Origin of the sequence: Flavobacterium chungbukense (assembly GCF_020805785.1) — a bacterium.
Lineage (GTDB): Bacteria > Bacteroidota > Bacteroidia > Flavobacteriales > Flavobacteriaceae > Flavobacterium > Flavobacterium chungbukense.
In genome coordinates this window covers 381975-400317 of the sequence record NZ_JAJGZV010000002.1, presented here as the reverse complement: position 1 = coordinate 400317, position 18343 = coordinate 381975, and the positions used below count along the sequence as shown (strand labels likewise).

Genomic DNA, 18343 nt, shown 5'->3' with positions numbered 1-18343 from the left:
TTGTTGAAAAATTGTATGTCAAATATATCATAATCTAGCAGTTTGACAAACGTTTTTTTGTATTTTTGCGTGAAATTAACGAAAAACATAGAAATGCAACGCGACGAACAAATTTTTGATCTTATCCAAGAGGAAAAAGAAAGACAAATTCACGGACTAGAGCTTATCGCTTCAGAGAATTTTGTAAGTGATGAAGTAATGGAAGCAGCTGGTTCTGTTTTAACTAACAAATATGCTGAGGGTTATCCGGGCAAAAGATACTACGGCGGTTGCGAAGTAGTTGACGTTATCGAGCAAATTGCTATTGACAGAGCTAAAGAATTATTTGGCGCTGAATATGCAAACGTACAGCCTCACTCAGGTTCTCAAGCAAACACAGCAGTTTATCATGCTTGTTTAAATCCTGGTGATACTATTTTAGGATTCGATTTATCTCACGGTGGCCACTTAACGCACGGTTCTCCTGTAAACTTCTCTGGTCGTTTATATCGTCCTGTTTTTTACGGTGTAGATGCTGAAACTGGTCGTTTAGATTATGATAAAATTCAAGAAATTGCAACTAAAGAACAGCCAAAATTAATTATCGCAGGAGCTTCTGCTTATTCTCGCGATATGGATTTTGCTCGTTTCAGACAAATTGCTGACAGCGTAGGAGCAATCTTATTTGCTGATATTTCTCACCCTGCAGGTTTAATTGCAAAAGGATTATTAAGCGATCCAATTCCTCATTGTCATATTGTTTCTACAACAACACACAAAACATTAAGAGGACCTCGTGGAGGTTTGATCTTAATGGGGAAAGATTTTGAAAACCCACAAGGTTTAAAAACTCCAAAAGGAGAAATCAGAATGATGTCTTCATTATTAGACTTAGCTGTTTTCCCTGGAAACCAAGGTGGACCTTTAATGCACATTATCGCTGCTAAAGCGGTTGCTTTTGGTGAAGCGCTTAAAGATGAGTTCTTTACTTATGCAATGCAATTGCAAAAAAATGCAAACGCTATGGCTGATGCTTTCGTAAAAAGAGGTTACAATATTATCTCTGGCGGAACTGATAACCACATGATGCTTATTGATTTAAGAAATAAAAATATTTCTGGTAAAGAAGCTGAAAATGCATTAGTGAAAGCTGAAATTACAGTAAACAAAAACATGGTTCCTTTTGATGATAAATCACCATTTATCACTTCTGGAATTCGTGTTGGAACAGCTGCAATCACAACTCGTGGTTTAGTTGAAAAAGATATGGAAACTATCGTAGCTTTAATCGACAAAGTATTAGCTAATCATACAGATGAGGACGTTATCGAAGAAGTTGCTGAAGAAGTAAATGAATTAATGAGCGAAAGACCAATTTTTGCATATTAAAAATTAGTCAAAAGTCATAAAGTCGAAGGTTGAAAGTCTAAAATGGAATGTGAATTTCTATGTTTAGTTTTTGATCTTCGATTTTTCTTTTTAGGTTTTACAATAACTTTTTATGACTTTAGACTTTTAAACTTTAAGACTTAAAAAAAATGGGCGTATTAAGATTACAATTGCCAACCGACCCAAGATGGGTAAATATTGTTGAGAAAAACATAGAAGAAATTCTAACGGATCACGCTTGGTGCGAGCAAAAAGCAGCAACAAATGCGATTACGATCATTACAAATAATTCTGAGCATCAGGATTTGGTGAAAGATTTATTGGCTTTAGCCAAAGAAGAAATCGATCATTTTGAGCAAGTTCACAATATTATCATCAAAAGAGGACTAAAATTAGGACGCGAACGTAAAGACGATTACGTAAACGAACTCTACCAATACATGAAAAAAAGCGGTGACGGAAGCCGTGTTTCAGGACTTGTAGAACGATTATTATTTTCTGCAATGATCGAAGCGAGAAGTTGCGAACGTTTCAAAGTTCTTTCTGAAAATATTAAAGATGAAGAATTATCTGTTTTCTATAGAGAATTAATGGAAAGCGAAGCTGGACATTATACCACATTTATCACATACGCTCGTAAATACGGAAAAGGAATCGACGTTGAAAAACGCTGGAGAGAATGGTTAGAATTTGAAGAATCTATCATTACCAATTACGGAAAAGGAGAGACGATTCACGGGTAGTTATTTTAGGGTTCATTGTTCAGGCTTTTAGTGTTCAGTCACGGTCGCAGTCTCAGATTTCAGTTTTTACGTTTGTCACGTTGAGCGGAGTCGAAACGCTCTCCAATTAGAAACTTTGTGAATCTTTGTGAAAGCTTTGCGAATCTTTGTGAAATTAAAAAGCGCTATCGCAAACTCAAGTCAGTAATTGTTCACAAGTTCGAGTTTTTGTTAATCTAATATCTTCGATCTAAAATCTAAAATTTCCTATATTTGAGAGTAACCAAAATCTCGAACTATGAGAATAGAAATGGACCTAAAATTAGGGTTTAAAGATGTGATGTTTAGACCAAAAAGATCAACACTAAAAAGTAGATCTGAGGTTTCTCTCGAACAAAACTTTAAATTTTTGCATAGCACAGCATCTTGGACAGGAATTCCAATTATGGGTGCAAATATGGATACGGTTGGAACTTTTGAAATGGCTCAGGTTTTGGCAAAAGAAAAACTTTTTACGGCCATTCATAAACATTACACTTTAGAAGAATGGAATAATTTTCTACAAAAAGTAACTCCAGACTTCTACGATTATATTGCAGTAAGTACAGGAACAGGAAAAGAAGATTTTGATAAAATTGGAAAAATTATTACTGCAAATCCGTTATTAAAATTTATATGTATTGATGTAGCAAATGGCTATTCAGAACATTTTGTGCAGTTTTTAAAACAAACTCGTAAACAATATCCCGATAAAATAATTATCGCCGGAAATGTGGTTACAGGAGAAATGACCGAAGAACTATTATTGGCCGGCGCTGATATTGTAAAAGTCGGAATTGGACCTGGTTCTGTTTGCACAACTCGTATCAAAACAGGTGTTGGTTATCCGCAATTGTCTGCCATTATCGAATGTGCCGATGCTGCACACGGTTTAGGAGGACATATTATAAGTGACGGAGGCTGCACAACTCCCGGCGATGTGGCCAAAGCTTTTGGAGCGGGAGCCGATTTTGTAATGTTAGGCGGAATGCTGGCTGGCCACACAGAAAGTGGCGGAGAACTAATCGAAGTAAAAGGCGAAAAATACAAACAATTTTATGGAATGAGTTCTAAAACCGCAATGGATAAACATGCTGGCGGAGTTGCAGAATACAGAGCAAGTGAAGGCAAAACAGTGCAGGTGCCGTTTAAAGGAGATGTAATTTACACGGTTTTAGATATTTTAGGCGGAATTAGAAGTACTTGTACTTATGTTGGAGCTTCACGATTAAAAGAATTAACAAAACGAACGACTTTCATCCGCGTAAGCGAACAGGAAAATCAAGTTTTTACAAAATAATATGATTAAGATTACCGAAGCATTTGTTGAAGATATTGCTAAAATTCAAGAAATTGCACATATAACATGGCCAATTACGTATGGCGAAATTCTAACAGCAGAACAATTACATTATATGTTAGATCTGATTTATTCTGATGAAGCTTTAACAAGACAAATTCAGAATAAAGAACAGTTGTTTTATTTAATTTCAGATTCTGAATCCTTAATTGGTTTTATCGGAATTGAACATCATTATAAAAATGAAGCTATAACTAAAATTCATAAAATCTACCTTTTGCCAGAAACACAAGGAAAAGGTTATGGTAAAGTAGTTTTTAATTCTATTGAAAAACTAGCTTTAGAGAATAATTCAAAAGAACTTTTATTGAACGTAAACCGCTTTAATACAGCTTTAAACTTCTATAAAAAATTAGGTTTCGAAATCAAAGAAACGGTTGATATTGAAATTGGAAATGGGTATTTAATGGAGGATTATGTGATGGGAAAAGGTTTGTAATTAAATTGAAAACGAAAATCATTAGCAAATGGATTTTATTAAAAATTTTTTAAATAAGACAAAAAAATACGAATTTGAGTTTGATGAAAACGGAAAGCATCAACTAGGAGGTGAAATACCAGACGAGTTTATAATACCAGAGAATGAATTTAAATCAAATTTCCAATATTTAGGTTTTATAAATAATGATGATGAAGTTTTCAATTGGCTTCCCTTTAAATTAAATTTAATATGCCCAATATATTTAGATATTGATTTAATATTTCTGGATTATGAAAAACCAAATGAGCCAAAATTAATTTATCCGAAAAACACATCAGAAATAGGAAGTGCTTATACAACTTTAGACATCAATTCAAGAGTAATTTATGAGGCTCAAAATTTTTCTTTAAGTGAATTTGATGGCGTAACAGAAGATAATGAGTTTGATATTAAAGGAATTGCAGGAAAACCTCATTGGGACCAAAAACAGAATATTCCAAAGTGTCCTAAAACAAATAATAAAATGAAGTTTGTTTGCCAATTGACAAGTTGGAATGATGTGCCAACAAAATATACAAATGTAGTTGCCGACAATGATTATGAACAAAATTTGTTTTCAAAAATGAACTTTTGGGATGATGGAAGCTTGTATGTTTTTATAGAACCAGAAGCAAAAACCGTTTGTTATTTTATACAAAACACATAAAAGGCAGTTGCTTGCATTGATTTTTATTCAATCAACTCACAAGTATATCATGCTTAAACAATAATCCTTTCACTTCTTTCAAAGAGAAGATCGCTTTCTTTAATTTAGTTTTAGATGGGTCAATAGTATAATTGTAACTTGTTTTAAAATCGGCTTTATTGGCGATTGCTTTATTGAACTCTGAACGATATAAATCGCAATTGTCAAAAACAACTCCAGTCAAATCTGTCGCCATAAAATCTACTGCAATCAAACTGCAATTTGTAAAAACGGTTCCTTTTATTTTTAAGGTATAAAATTTAGAAAAATCCAAAATACAATCGTTAAAACCAATTTCAAAAATAAGTTTGTCACACATCGCAAAATTTACTTCTTTAATTTCGCATCGATTAAAAGTAGCGGTTCTAAAAGCTACATAATTAATTTTTGCTTCAGTAAAAATGCAATCATTAAAAACACAGTCGATAAAAGTAACAGACAGAAAAGTGCAGGCAGAAAAATTACAATTATTAAATATACAGCATTCAAAATCCTTAAAATTGAGGTCGTCTTTACCGTAGATAATTGTATTGTATTCTTTATCAAGAAAATATTCGCTTTCTTTTTTCAACTGTATGCTAATAATTATTTGAGGGTGAAAAGATAATAATTTACCATAGAATAATAGGAACAAATGATAAATGATTTTGATTTGATTTACATTTTTAAATCATAAAATAATGTAGCTTTACACTTATTTTTTAGTCAAAATTTATCAATTTCAAGATATGGAATCAACAAGAAAAGAACATGATTTTCTGGGAGAATTAGAAATTCCAAACCATTTATATTACGGAATACAGACTTTTCGAGCAGTAGAAAATTTTAATATTACAGGAATTCCGATTTCAAAAGAACCTTTGTTTATCAAAGCTTTAGGATATGTAAAAAAAGCGGCAGCTTTGGCTAATAAAGATTGTAATGCAATCGATTCAAAAATTGCCGAAGCAATCTGTTATGGAAGTGATCAGGTTATTGCGGGTAAATTTGATAAAGAATTTGTAAGCGATTTAATTCAAGGCGGCGCCGGAACTTCGGTAAACATGAATGCTAATGAAGTAATTGCCAATATCGGTCTAGAATATCTTGGTCATAAAAAAGGCGAATATAATTTTCTGCATCCAAACAATCACGTAAACTGTTCGCAGTCTACAAACGATGCTTATCCGTCGGCATTTAGAATCGCTTTGTATTTGAAAATGGAAAGCTTTATTAAAACTTTTGCTGGTTTGGAAGTTGCTTTCGCTAAGAAAGGGGAAGAGTTTAAGGAAGTTTTAAAAATGGGAAGAACACAGTTGCAAGACGCTGTTCCGATGACTTTAGGGCAAGAATTTAAAGCTTATGCCACAACAATTGGAGAAGATATTCAACGTTTGAAAAATGCACAGGAATTATTGTTAGAAATTAATATGGGTGCAACCGCAATTGGAACAAAAGTAAATGCTCCAGAAGGTTATCCTGAAATTTGCGTAAAATACTTAGCCGAAGAAGTTGGAATTCCGTTAACACTTTCTCCAGATTTAATTGAAGCAACAGTAGATACAGGAGCTTATGTGCAGATTATGGGGACTTTAAAACGTTCTGCGGTTAAAATTTCTAAAATCTGTAACGATTTAAGATTATTGAGTTCAGGACCTAGAACTGGTTTAAATGAAATCAACCTTCCGGCGCGTCAGCCAGGTTCTTCTATTATGCCGGGAAAAGTAAATCCAGTAATTCCAGAAGTTGTAAATCAAACTTGTTTTTATGTTATTGGTCAGGATTTAACCGTTACAATGGCTGCAGAAGCGGGACAATTGCAATTGAATGTAATGGAACCCGTTATTGCTTTCGCGATGTTTACGTCTTTGGATTATCTTTCAAATGCTATTCAGACTTTAATCGATAAATGTATCAACGGAATTACAGCAAACGTAGATCACTGCTATAATATGGTCATGAACAGCATTGGAATCGTAACGCAGTTAAATCCGATTATTGGTTATGAAGAAAGTGCCAGTATTGCAGGTGAAGCTTTAAAAACAAATAAAAGTGTACATCAAATTGCAGTTTTAGAACGAAAATTGATTACTCAGGAAAAATGGGATGAAATTTATTCTTTAGAAAATCTGATTCATCCAAAGTTTATCACAAAGTAATTTTGTTGTAATATAGAAAATCATAAGCCGTCAAGAAATTGATGGCTTTTTTTGTGCTTTTAATAATTATATTGTGTAAAGTGTTGAAAATGAATTATATTTACTAAAGAAGTAAAACTTGATTTTTTAGAAATTAAAACTTTACGAGCATGAAATTCTCCAATAACAAAAATTTTCAGCATGCTATAAAAGTAACAGTTTTACTTTTTATACTTCCATTGTTTCTTAATGCTCAAAACGAATTAGAATCTCAAAATCAAGAATGTCCTCCTAAAACTATTTTTGAACTTTTTAAAAAGAAGGATTCCGTTTATGTAGTCAAACCTACAAAAAATGATTTTTTTCTCGTAATTCCAGCCATAGGTTCTCAGCCCGCTACTGGATTTTTCTTTGGTGCTGTTGCGCAATATACTTTCAAGGGCAAGCAGGAAAATGATAAATATTCTGTAGCGAATCTAGGGATTCTGTATACCCTGAAAAAACAGTGGATGATTAACGTTAAGAATAATATTTTGCTTAAAAACAATAAAATTTTTCTAAGCGGCGATTATCGTTTTTATATTTTTTCTCAACCCAATTATGGACTCGGAACCGATATTATTCCGCCACGAAGAGACCGTCCTGATGGTTTTAGTATTGACTCGATAGCGGAATCAATGGATTATAATTATTTCAAGTTTCATCAAACGGCTTCTTTTGAAATAAGAAAGGATTTTTATGTTGGAGGTGGTATAAACATTGACTGGTACACCAATATAAAAGACAACGAACTGGATATTGAAAACGGAAATTTAACCTATCATTACAATTACAGTCAGTTGCATGGTTTTGATAATTTAGAATATTTTCTAACGGGAGTAAGTTTCAATATGGTTTACGATTCTCGTGATAATCAAGTCAATTCATCTCGAGGCTGGTTTGCTAATATTAATTATCGTTTTAATCCCGTTCTATTTAACAATCAGAAATATAGTAATGTTTTGTATGCAGAGTATCGACATTTTATTCCGCTTTCAAGTAAAAATGATCGTTATATTTTGGGTATTTGGGCGTACGGACAATTTATCACTAGGGGCGATGTTCCTTATTTAAACCTACCTGCAATTGGCTGGGATCAGCGGAGTAGGAGCGGAGAAGGCTACACTCAAGGCTTGTTTAGAGGAAATGGATTGGTTTACCTCTCAACCGAATTTCGTTTTCCAATTACCTGCAATCAAATGCTTAGCGGAACGGTTTTTACCAATTTTGTAACGGCAAGTAATGCTGATAATAATGTAGGACTTTTTCATTCTATTCAGCCGGCCGCAGGTGTTGGGTTCAGAATATTAATCGATAAAAAGACACGCACCAATTTGGTTGCCGACTATTCTTGGGGAAATAATTCTAAAGGATTCTACTTAAATGCGGGCGAAGTGTTTTGATGTAATTATTTGATTGTGTGAAATTTAAGTTTTTAAACTATAAAAATTTAGAAGAAAAAACTTAAATTTGATATACCATTTAACATTCAAACACAAAAATTTATGAAAAAGTACAGTTTATTATTAGTTGTATTCCTGTCGGCGATAGGAATACAGGCTCAAGATGCGAGGTCGTTTTCTCTTAATTTGTATGGAGGTTATAATTTTTCAGACAAGCTCGATTATGACGGTTATTCTGCAACGATTGAAGATGGTTTTCAATACGGAGCGGGATTTGAGTATTTTTTTTCAACAGATAATTCAGTTGAATTAAAGTATTTAAGATCAGATGTAAAAATACCATATTACGGTCCAGCAGGAACTCAATTAAATGCTGGCGACGATAAGGGAGCATTCAACTTTATACTTGCAGATTTTACGCATTATTTTGATACAGGATCTAATCTTTTACCTTATCTGGGTGCTGGAGCGGGTGTAGGAATTATTGAAACTCCTCGAAGTGGTAGTGGAACTTATTTTGCTTGGGATGTAAAAGGCGGTGTGAAAATTAAAACCGCTTCGTCAGTCTCTGTAAATATCAATGCTTATTTACAATCTATGTCTGCGGCGGTTGGAAGTAGTTATTATTGGACTTATTGGGGCCCTGTTGGTGTCGAAGATTATGTTTCTACTTTTCAATTTGGTCTTGGAGCAGTATTAAGTTTTAACTTTAAAAATTAAGGATTTACAGCTTTAAAACATAAATAAATAAAGATGAGCAGGCTATTTAGCCTGCTATTTTTATGTTTTGACATAATTGTTCATAATAAATCAAAATTTCTATCCGTAATAAGTACTATTTTTAAAACTCAATGCTTATTTTTGTTGTATATACAAACTTCTCAAGATGAAATTACTGATAGTTGAAGACGAACCAAACCTATTATCCATTCTACGAAAAGGATTCGCAGAAAATAATAACGAAGTAAGTGTCGCCATGGATGGTAAGACAGCCTTGGAGATGATTCATAATTATACTTTTGATGTTGTCATCTTAGATGTAATGCTTCCAGATATTAACGGAATTGAAATTTGCAGAAGACTTCGCGCTAGCAAGAATTTTGTGCCAATTTTGTTGCTTACAGCTTTAGGAACTTCAGAAAATATTGTCACTGGACTAAATGCTGGAGCAGATGATTATTTGGTTAAGCCATTTAAATTTGGAGAATTAGACGCGAGAGTAAATGCCTTATATAGAAGATCGCATCAGGAAACTGAAAAAATCGATACCATTGTAATTTCTGACTTAGAAATAAATGGAAGAGCAAAATCTGTAAAAAGAGACGGAGAAAATATTGTTTTGACTGCAAAAGAATTTAAACTTTTGTATTATTTGGCCAAAAATACGGGCAGAATTGTTTCGAGAGATCAAATTTTAGATAATGTTTGGGATATTAATTTTGATATGAATACCAATGTTGTCGATGTATATATTACATATTTAAGAAGAAAAATTGATAAGCCTTACGCAACCAAATTAATTCATACTATGAAAGGTTTGGGGTATGTTATAAAGCCATAAAATGGATATTAGAAAAAAAATTACTTTTAATTATGTTGCCCTTTCTACCTTTAGTACGTCTCTATTGTGTATAATCGTTTTTTTCTTGTTTAGAGAAAACAACCGTTACCACTTTCTTAAGCGTCTTGATGATAGGTCTAAAATCGTTTCTTCTATTCATTTTCAAAAAGATCCAGAAAAAATTAAGTATTATAAAAATCTTAAAAAAAACGGACTGGAAGAATTAATTGAAGAAGAAGAATATGTTTTAAAAATTAATAGTGAGAATAGTTTCGATTATAACACCAATCTAAACCTTCCTAATTCTTTTTACACTAACATCTTAAAAACCGGCAAGGATTCTTTTGAAAGAGACAACAAGTATTATTTAGGTCAGATTTTTCAAGAAAACGACCAGAAATATATGGTGATTGTCGGAGCGAGAGATCGCAAAGGAAAAGATACGACCGTATATATTGTCAAAATAATGCTTTTTGGCGGAATTGGTTTTGTGATTCTAGCGTTTCTTTTAGGGCGATTTTTAGCCAAACGTGTCATAAATCCTGTAGCCAGAATTACCAAAGAAGTAAAAAGAATTAGTGCTTCTAATCTTCATAATAGACTTCCTGAAGTTAGAAATTCTGATGAAATTTCAGATTTGACCAATACTTTTAATAATATGCTGGATCGATTGGAAACTTCTTTCGAAATACAAGCTAATTTTATTAATAATGCTTCGCACGAATTAAAAACTCCAATAACAACTATTATTGCCGAGTCAGAAATTATGCTCCTTAAAGAACGCGAAGTAGCAGAATATGTAGAATCTTTAGAAAACATTTACAGTCAAGCTTCGAGATTAGGGAATTTGACAGAAAGTCTTTTAAAATTGACTCAAACGGGCTATGACGGGCAAAAACAAGTTTCAGATATTGCCAGAATTGACGAACTGTTGCTGGATGTAAAATCGGATTTGGATAAAATTTATCCGGATAACCGAGTAAGTGTGAGACTTAATTTTGCGCCAGAAGATTCTAACTTACTTTTATTGCCATGTAACAAACCATTATTAGAATTGGCAATCAATAACATTATTACCAATGGAGTTAAATATTCTGATAATAATGAAGTTTTTGTAAACCTTTCGGCTAATGACGAAATGATTAAAATTACAATCAACGATATCGGAATCGGAATTCCGCCCGAAGATATCCCGCATTTGTACGAACCTTTCTTTAGAGGAAAAATTGCAACCAAATACATTGGTTATGGTTTAGGATTACCGTTGGCTTCTAAAATTATTAGAATGCACCAAGGAGAATTACAAGTTCAGTCTGAGCAAAATAAAGGCACGATCGTAACAATCATCTTTAAAAAACTTAATATTAAAAAATCTAATGTTTGATTTTATAAAATTCTAATTTTAGATTAATAAGTGTCTAATTTGCTGAGAGTTATTTTGTAAGTATAAACTAAAAGATTATACTTATGAAAAATTTTCTAATACCTACGACTTTAAAAGACGATACAATCTTGGCCGTAAAATCTGCCGTGAATCAGTCTAAAAATACGGAATCAGAAATTATTTTAGTTTTAGTTTCAGAAGCTCCAGATACCTTTTCGACATCTAGTTTTTTAAGAGAAATGAGATCTGGACTTACTAAAAGTGAAGAAGAAATTCTAGAAACCTGCCGTTACATTATCGATCATACTCCAAATGTTAAGCTAAAGGTTCATAATCAATACGGACTTTCGGCGCCAATTTTTAAACGTCTTATTGAAGCTTTTGCTGTTAAGTTGGTTATTCTGACTCATTCTTATAAACAAGAAACAAAAAAAATTCACCAATATTTGGTGCAGCTAGCTGGAAATCAAAAATGTCCGATTCTACATTTAAGCACAGAAATTAACAAAGAAGTATTTCATAAAGCGCTTTATGTTGAAAATTCAAGCCGAAATATTCACGTTAAGGATGTTCAGCAGTTTTTAAGTGCTAATTTCTCTTTCGAAATTGTGAGCCAGACTGCTAGTTTTGAAGATAACTACGAAAGTGTTGCTCCATTTTTATCAGAAGCCATTTCAAAACATAATATAGATATGTTGGTTGAAACTCGAAAAGGGGAAAAAATCAAATTTAAAAAGGTTAAAAAAGAAAATGTCAATGAAAAATTAGGGCTTCCTGTACTTTCATTGTACGAAGAGATGGTTTGAGAATCTTAGGTTCTAAGATTCTAAGATTCTAAGGTACTAAGTCTCTAAGTTTTTTTAATTTTTTAACCTTTAGAACCTTAGAACCTCAGTCCCTTAGCCTCTTAAAGAATATTAATTTAAAAGCCGAAAATATGTTGTTAAGAAAAAGAATACCAATGAAGTACGTTCTCGGGAAAATTAAAGTAGAAATTGTTTTGGTATTGGTTTATACTGTAGTATTCGAAATATTTCACCATTATTTTGTAACACTTCCCGTAGATATTCCGATTGCAATTCCAACAATGATTGGAACGATTATTTCGCTATTGCTTGCTTTTAAGTCAAATCAAGCTTATGACAGATGGTGGGAAGCAAGAATTGTTTGGGGCGCCGTTGTAAACGATTCCAGAACTTTAATTCGTCAGGTATTGACGTTTTACGAAGATCCTGATTTTTCTGTTGAAGCAAGTGAATTCAAAGAGAATTTTGCAAAGAGACAAATCGCATGGTGTTACAGTTTGGGTCAGTCACTTCGAAACAGAGATGCAATCGCTCCTCTTGAAGGTTTTATGAGTGAGGATGAAATTAAATATATTAAAAATCATCAAAATGTTCCGAATGCAATTTTAATGCTGCATGCTAGAGATTTGCGAAATGCTAAAAATGAAAAGAGAATCAATGTGTATCAGCAAGTCGAAATTGACAATACTTTGTCTAGATTATGTGATGAAATGGGAAAATGCGAAAGAATTAAAAATACCATTTTTCCGACCACTTACAGTATGTACATCAGATTGACCTTGTGTTTGTTTATTTTATTGCTGCCTTTCGGATTGACAAGTGTATTAAGCTGGTTTGCAATTCCGTTGATTACAGCAATTGGAGGCGCTTTCTTTCTAATTGAAAGAATGGCAATCCATTTGCAAGATCCGTTTGAAAACCGTCCAACCGATACGCCAGTGACAACTATTGCAAACACAATAGAAAGAAATATCAAACAAATGTTGAATGAATACCAAAGTGAATTTGACATTTTAAAAGAATTCGAATTGAATGAGGAGCCTAAGAAAGTTGAAAAGGGTGCTTACTTTGTTTTATAATAAACATTTTGGTTATGTTTAATTGTTGGCCGGACAGCGAGTAGTTGCGTTGTTCGGCTTTTTTTATTTACAATTGATGAGCTAATTTTCCTAAGGTTTGAATAGCAATTCTTAATTCATTAGACCACGGAAGTCCAAAACTCAATCGCATACAGTTTGAAAACTGGTTTTGAAAGGAGAAAATTCTTCCAGGTGCAATACTTATATTATGTTTCAGCGCTAAATGGTAAAAAGCGGCCGTGTCTATTTTTTTATCTAATTCCACCCAAAGAAAAAAACCGCCTTGAGGCTGACTCACTTTTGTTCCTGCAGGAAAAGATTCTAAAACCGTATTAATATAATTGGTGCAGTTTCGATTTAAAATCTGACGAATTTTTCTAAGATGATTTTCGTAGCGACCATTTTTTAGAAAATCTCCCACAACTTCGTGCGTAATTGTCGTATTAGAAATAGTATGATACAATTTGGTTCTCAAAATTTCTTTTTTGAATTTGCCAGGAGAAACCCAACCCACGCGATAACCGGGAGCTAAAGTTTTAGAAACCGAACTGCAACACAAAACAATACCGCTTTCGTCATAAGTCTTGCAATTTGTTGGTCGGCTTGTGCCAAAGTATAAATCGCCATGAATATCATCTTCAATTAACGGAACATTATAGAAATCCATTAATCTCACAATTTCCTTTTTATGTTCGTTTGGTAGTGTACTTCCAGACGGATTACTGAAATTACTCATCAAAACGCAAGCTTTTACTTTATTACTGGAAAGTGTTTTTTTTACCGATTCGAGTTCAATTCCTGTTGTCATGTTTGTTGGAAGTTCCATCACATACAGACCTAAAGATCTGGCTAATTGTAAAATACCAAAATAAACTGGACTTTCTGTAATAATAGTATCTCCGGGTTTTGTCAGTGTTAGCAAACAATCTGATATTGCCGAAATACAGCCTGGAGTAGTTATAATATCATCTTCAGTCAAGGAGCCGCCCCAAGTAAAAGACCAACGGGCAATTTCTTTTCGTAAATTACTATTACCTTGAATCTCCTCATAACTGGTTCCGCTTTTTGGTAATTGGCGCATGGCCTGAACCATTCCTTTATTTAATTTAGCGATAGGAAGTAATTCATTAGAAGGAAAACCAAGCGAAAGCATCGTGACATCTTTGGTGCGCATATCGCCGTAAACCAAGTCAATTAAATCCTCACGTTCAATATTTTCAAGACTTAATCGTGGCTTACTTGCTGAAGGTTCAGAGATAATTCTTGCCGATATATTACTCACATAATAACCAGATTGCGGTCGCGCTTCAATTAAAGAACGGCTTTCAATTTCGTAATACGCCTTGCTTACTGTACTCATACTGTAACCCGTTTCCGCACATACTTCGCGTATAGAAGGCAATTTGTCTCCCACATTTAAAACTCCAGATTTAATCTGTTTCTCGATTCGGTCAGCAAATTGGAGATATAAGTAATTAGAATTTTTCATATAAATTGAAACTGTTATGCTGCAATTTACAAAAACTGTATCTGTATTGCTGTTTTATTTTTAAGAAATTTGCTTCATCAAAAGAAAATAAATTCAAAAAAGGATTTTGTGAAAACAACAAAGTATTATATAGCGGCTATTATTGCCTTTACCACATGGGGACTTTTCAGTTTGGTTTTGCGACCAATTCATGAATATCCGTCGTTGGATATTTTGTTTTTTCGTGTTTTCAGTTGCGCGATTTTAATGCTTTTGATTGCTTTTTTATGCAAAAGAAAACAAATAAAAGAGACAATAGCAATCTTTAAGGCTTTACCAAAAGCTGAAAAAAGAAAATCAGTTTTATTAAATATTGGCGGAAGCGTTTTTTTGATGGCGAACTGGTTTACATTCATTTATGTAGTAAATCATGTCAGTCTAAAAGCAGCTTCTCTTGCTTATCTCGTTTGTCCAATTCTTACGACGTTATTGGCTTATTTTATACTGCATGAAAAACTTATAAAAACACAATGGCTTTCTGTCGGATTAAGCATTTCGGGATGTTTGCTTCTTTCATACAGCGATATAACAGATATGCTTTTTAGCATTGTTATAGGGGTAACCTATGCTGCATATTTAGTAAGTCAGCGCGCCAATAAAGGTTTTGATAAATTTATTGTTTTAACGTTTCATATTACATTGGCTGCATTGTTTTTAGTACCATTTTATCCGGTTTTTGGGGGACCGGTTCCAACGGAATTTAAATTCTATTTCTGTATAGAAACAATCGCAATCTTATTTACAATTGTACCACTTTTCCTGAATTTGTACGCGCTTTCTGGAATTAATTCTTCTACAGTTGGAATGTTATTAAACATCAATCCGATGATTGCATTTGGATTGGCAGCCTTTGTTTTCAAAGAAAGTATAACGCCGTTACAAATTACCGCATACGGAATAATTTTTACCGCAGTGTTAGTTTTTAATTCGCATCATATTTTTGCTATAAAGCAAAAATTGACCTCAATATCCAAGGGTTCTTAATTCTTAGTTTTCATATTTTTTATTGGTTTAAAATCGAAAATTACAAGAATCTTAACAGGATGTTTAAACAGGAATGACTATTTTTCATTCCTGTTTTTTTATGCAGTTAAATGAATAAAGCCACAGATTGCACTGATTAAAAGGATTATTTCTTTGCGCAAAAAAATCAGCCACCAATTACACTAATTTTTACGAATTATTTTTTAAATCTAAAATAAAAATTTGTGCGAATTCGTGTAATTCGTGGCGAAAAAAAATCCTTTTAATCAGTGTAATCTGTGGCAAAAAACTATTAAAAACCGAATACTATTCATATGAAAATATCAAAACTTCAAGCTTTTACGCCATTATTTTATTTAGTGTGGTCAGATGATTTACTAACACAGAAAGAATTTGCAACACTTCAAGAGTTCATTAAATCATTGAATTTTTTGTCAGGAGAAGAAAAAGAATATTTACTTTCTAAAGTTGATATTTCAAATCCGCCTTCGCGAAATGAACTCGCACAATGGAAAGTTGACATTGAAAGAAGTATTCAGGATAAATCTTCTGTCAAATCTATTTTTGATATTGCAAAAGCACTTTCAGAAAGTGATGTAGATTTAACGCCTATCGAATCAGATTTTAAAAAACTAGAAAATGATTTAGGAATTTTGGGCGAAGAAGCATTGCAAAACTTCAAAACCAAAACGGGTTCTTTTACAGCAGATTCGCAAACAGATGCTAGTTTTGATATTCAGAACATTACTCAAATTTTAGATGGAAATGAAGCCGCAATAATCAAAAAAGTAAAATCTGTCATTTCCAGACCTGAATTTGCTTATGAAACTTCAACTGATATTAATGTTTTTAGGGAAACAGTTTACAAATGGTGTAAAATCTTAGCCGATGAAAATCTCGGAAATATGGCTTACCCTAAAAAGTACGGAGGTGGAGAAAACATAGCCGATTATTTTGCGATTATGGAAACGCTGAGCTATCACGATTTAAGTCTAGTTATTAAATTCGGTGTGCAATTTGGACTTTGGGGAATGAGCGTGCAATCTTTGGGAACCGAAAAACACTATGCTAAATATTTGAAAGATATTGGTTCGCTAAAATTGCCAGGATGTTTCGCTATGACCGAAACACATCATGGATCTAACGTAAAAGGTTTAGAAACTACAGCAACTTACAATCATAATGATCAGACATTTACCATTCATACGCCAAATAAAAATGCACAAAAAGAATATATCGGAAATGCAGCTGTTCACGGACAAATGGCAACTGTATTTGCAAAACTAATTATTGACGGACATGATTATGGCGTTAATGCATTTGTTGTGCCTTTGCGTGATCCAAACGGAAATGTGGTAAATGGTGTAACAATTGGTGACTGCGGGCATAAAATGGGATTAAATGGAGTGGATAACGGAACGATTAGTTTCGATAATGTAATAATTCCAAAAGAAAATATGCTAGATCGTTTTGCTTCTGTAAATGATAAAGGCGAATTTGAAAGTCCGATTCCGAGTGATAACAGAAGGTTTTTTACAATGTTAGGAACCTTAGTTGGAGGAAGAATTGGAATTCCGCGTTCGGCTTTAGCAGCAGCAAAATCAGGTTTGACAATTGCCATTCGTTACAGCGATCAAAGACGACAATTTGGACCAGAAGGAGGTTCTGAAGTTCCAATTTTAAACTATAGAATGCATCAGCGAAGATTGTTGCCGCATTTAGCTAAAACCTACGCCGTACATTTTGCTCTTCAATATTTAACCAAAAGATTTTTAAATAGAACAGAAAGTGAAATGCAAGAAATCGAATCTTTGGCAGCCGGAATGAAATCCTATTCAACTTGGAGCACAAGAGATATTCTGCAGGAATGCCGTGAAGCTTGCGGAGGAAAAGGTTATTTATCTGAAAATAGAATTGATGCATTAAAAAATGATACCGAAATCTACACGACTTTTGAAGGTGATAATACCGTTTTAATGCAATTGGTAGCTAAGAATCGTTTGGCTGAATTCAGAAAATCATTTGGAGAGATGGGTTCGCTTGGAATAATAAATTATGTTTATGAAAATGCTAAAACGGCTTTTACAGAAAAGAATCCAATAGCAACACGCAGAACAGATGAGGAACATTTGCTTGACAATGAATTTCATCTTCAAGCTTTTGTTCACAGAGAAAAAACAATTCTGGCTTCGGCAGCAAGACGTATCAAAAAGCTTGTTGACGGTGGTTTAGAAGCGTATGATGCCTTTAATGTCGTGCAGCATCAAATGATTGAGGTTGCAGAAGCTTATTTAGAAAGAATTGTTTTAGAGCAATTTCAAGTTGCAATAAAGGAAGTAGAAGAGCAGCAATCTAAAGCAATCTTAACGAAATTAAGTCAGCTTTACGCGCTTTCGCAAATAGAAAAAAACAAAGCTTGGTATTTAGAAGATGGATATATGGAAGCCGTAAAAACGAAGGCAGTTCGTAAAATCGTCAATCAGCTTTGTTGGGACATTCGTCCTGATGCGGTGGCTTTAGTAAATTCATTTAATATTCCAGAAAGCTGTCTGGCTGCGCCAATTGCGGCGCATCTTTAGTTTTGGAATGAAATTCTAATAAATGATTTCAGTTTAATTTTGTTTAAGCTGAAATCATTTTATTTATTGTAGAGTTGATTTGTGATTCTTTTATTTATGACTATTAAACGAATCACACCCTTTTTTGGTACATTTTGACCATAGTTAAATAATTCATTTTTTATATTTTCGCTTTCCTATATTTGTAATTCCTTTATATTAAATCGTC

Annotated in this window: 16 protein-coding genes; 14 read left to right on the top strand and 2 right to left on the bottom strand. The window is 33.3% G+C overall.

The window, feature by feature from the left end; all coding sequences use genetic code 11:
• Positions 1–93 precede the first annotated feature (93 nt).
• The 5 genes from glyA to LL966_RS06945 all read left to right on the top strand — a co-directional run bounded on the left by glyA (position 94) and on the right by LL966_RS06945 (position 4616).
• Positions 94–1368: a serine hydroxymethyltransferase gene (glyA, locus tag LL966_RS06965; protein WP_229351615.1), complete on the top strand. Its 1275-nt coding sequence runs from the start codon at positions 94–96 to the stop codon at positions 1366–1368.
• 149 nt (positions 1369–1517) lie between these two features.
• Positions 1518–2111, top strand: coding sequence for a tRNA-(ms[2]io[6]A)-hydroxylase (miaE, locus tag LL966_RS06960; RefSeq protein WP_229351613.1), 594 nt, complete (start codon positions 1518–1520; stop codon positions 2109–2111).
• Between the two features lie 277 nt (positions 2112–2388).
• Positions 2389–3429 carry a GMP reductase gene (locus LL966_RS06955; RefSeq protein ID WP_229351610.1) on the top strand — a complete coding sequence of 347 codons (1041 nt, stop codon included), beginning with the start codon at positions 2389–2391 and terminating at the stop codon, positions 3427–3429.
• A 1-nt stretch (position 3430) separates the two neighbouring features.
• On the top strand, positions 3431–3928 hold the full coding sequence (locus LL966_RS06950; RefSeq protein WP_229351608.1) for a GNAT family N-acetyltransferase: 498 nt from the start codon (positions 3431–3433) through the stop codon (positions 3926–3928).
• A 28-nt stretch (positions 3929–3956) separates the two neighbouring features.
• Positions 3957–4616, top strand: coding sequence for a hypothetical protein (locus LL966_RS06945; RefSeq protein ID WP_229351605.1), 660 nt, complete (start codon positions 3957–3959; stop codon positions 4614–4616).
• A gap of 31 nt (positions 4617–4647) precedes the next feature.
• Here LL966_RS06945 and LL966_RS06940 read toward each other — a convergent pair whose 3' ends face one another.
• Positions 4648–5226: a pentapeptide repeat-containing protein gene (locus LL966_RS06940; RefSeq protein ID WP_229351602.1), complete on the bottom strand. Its 579-nt coding sequence runs from the start codon at positions 5224–5226 to the stop codon at positions 4648–4650.
• Positions 5227–5383: 157 nt separating this feature from the next.
• Here LL966_RS06940 and aspA point away from each other — a divergent pair, with 157 nt between their 5' ends.
• From aspA to LL966_RS06905, 7 genes are all read left to right on the top strand, one after another.
• On the top strand, positions 5384–6793 hold the full coding sequence (aspA, locus tag LL966_RS06935) for an aspartate ammonia-lyase (RefSeq protein ID WP_229351600.1): 1410 nt from the start codon (positions 5384–5386) through the stop codon (positions 6791–6793).
• Positions 6794–6942: 149 nt separating this feature from the next.
• Positions 6943–8214 (top strand): BamA/TamA family outer membrane protein, encoded by a 1272-nt coding sequence (locus LL966_RS06930; protein ID WP_229351597.1) that lies wholly within the window; start codon positions 6943–6945, stop codon positions 8212–8214.
• 102 nt (positions 8215–8316) lie between these two features.
• Positions 8317–8934, top strand: a complete 618-nt coding sequence (locus LL966_RS06925; RefSeq protein WP_229351594.1) for an outer membrane beta-barrel protein — start codon at positions 8317–8319, stop codon at positions 8932–8934.
• 166 nt (positions 8935–9100) lie between these two features.
• Positions 9101–9775, top strand: a complete 675-nt coding sequence (locus tag LL966_RS06920) for a response regulator transcription factor (protein ID WP_229351591.1) — start codon at positions 9101–9103, stop codon at positions 9773–9775.
• A gap of 1 nt (position 9776) precedes the next feature.
• Positions 9777–11159, top strand: a complete 1383-nt coding sequence (locus LL966_RS06915; protein WP_229351588.1) for a HAMP domain-containing sensor histidine kinase — start codon at positions 9777–9779, stop codon at positions 11157–11159.
• Between the two features lie 83 nt (positions 11160–11242).
• Positions 11243–11965: a hypothetical protein gene (locus tag LL966_RS06910; RefSeq protein ID WP_229351585.1), complete on the top strand. Its 723-nt coding sequence runs from the start codon at positions 11243–11245 to the stop codon at positions 11963–11965.
• Positions 11966–12096: 131 nt separating this feature from the next.
• A complete protein-coding gene (locus LL966_RS06905) occupies positions 12097–13044 on the top strand; it encodes a bestrophin family protein (protein WP_317207129.1) in 948 nt (315 codons plus the stop codon).
• 67 nt (positions 13045–13111) lie between these two features.
• Here LL966_RS06905 and LL966_RS06900 read toward each other — a convergent pair whose 3' ends face one another.
• Complete coding sequence (locus LL966_RS06900) at positions 13112–14533, bottom strand: aminotransferase-like domain-containing protein (protein WP_229351582.1); 1422 nt, start codon at positions 14531–14533, stop codon at positions 13112–13114.
• Positions 14534–14641: 108 nt separating this feature from the next.
• Here LL966_RS06900 and LL966_RS06895 point away from each other — a divergent pair, with 108 nt between their 5' ends.
• Positions 14642–15556, top strand: coding sequence for an EamA family transporter (locus LL966_RS06895; protein ID WP_229351580.1), 915 nt, complete (start codon positions 14642–14644; stop codon positions 15554–15556).
• Between the two features lie 314 nt (positions 15557–15870).
• Positions 15871–18135: an acyl-CoA dehydrogenase family protein gene (locus tag LL966_RS06890; protein ID WP_229351578.1), complete on the top strand. Its 2265-nt coding sequence runs from the start codon at positions 15871–15873 to the stop codon at positions 18133–18135.
• Positions 18136–18343: the final 208 nt, after the last annotated feature.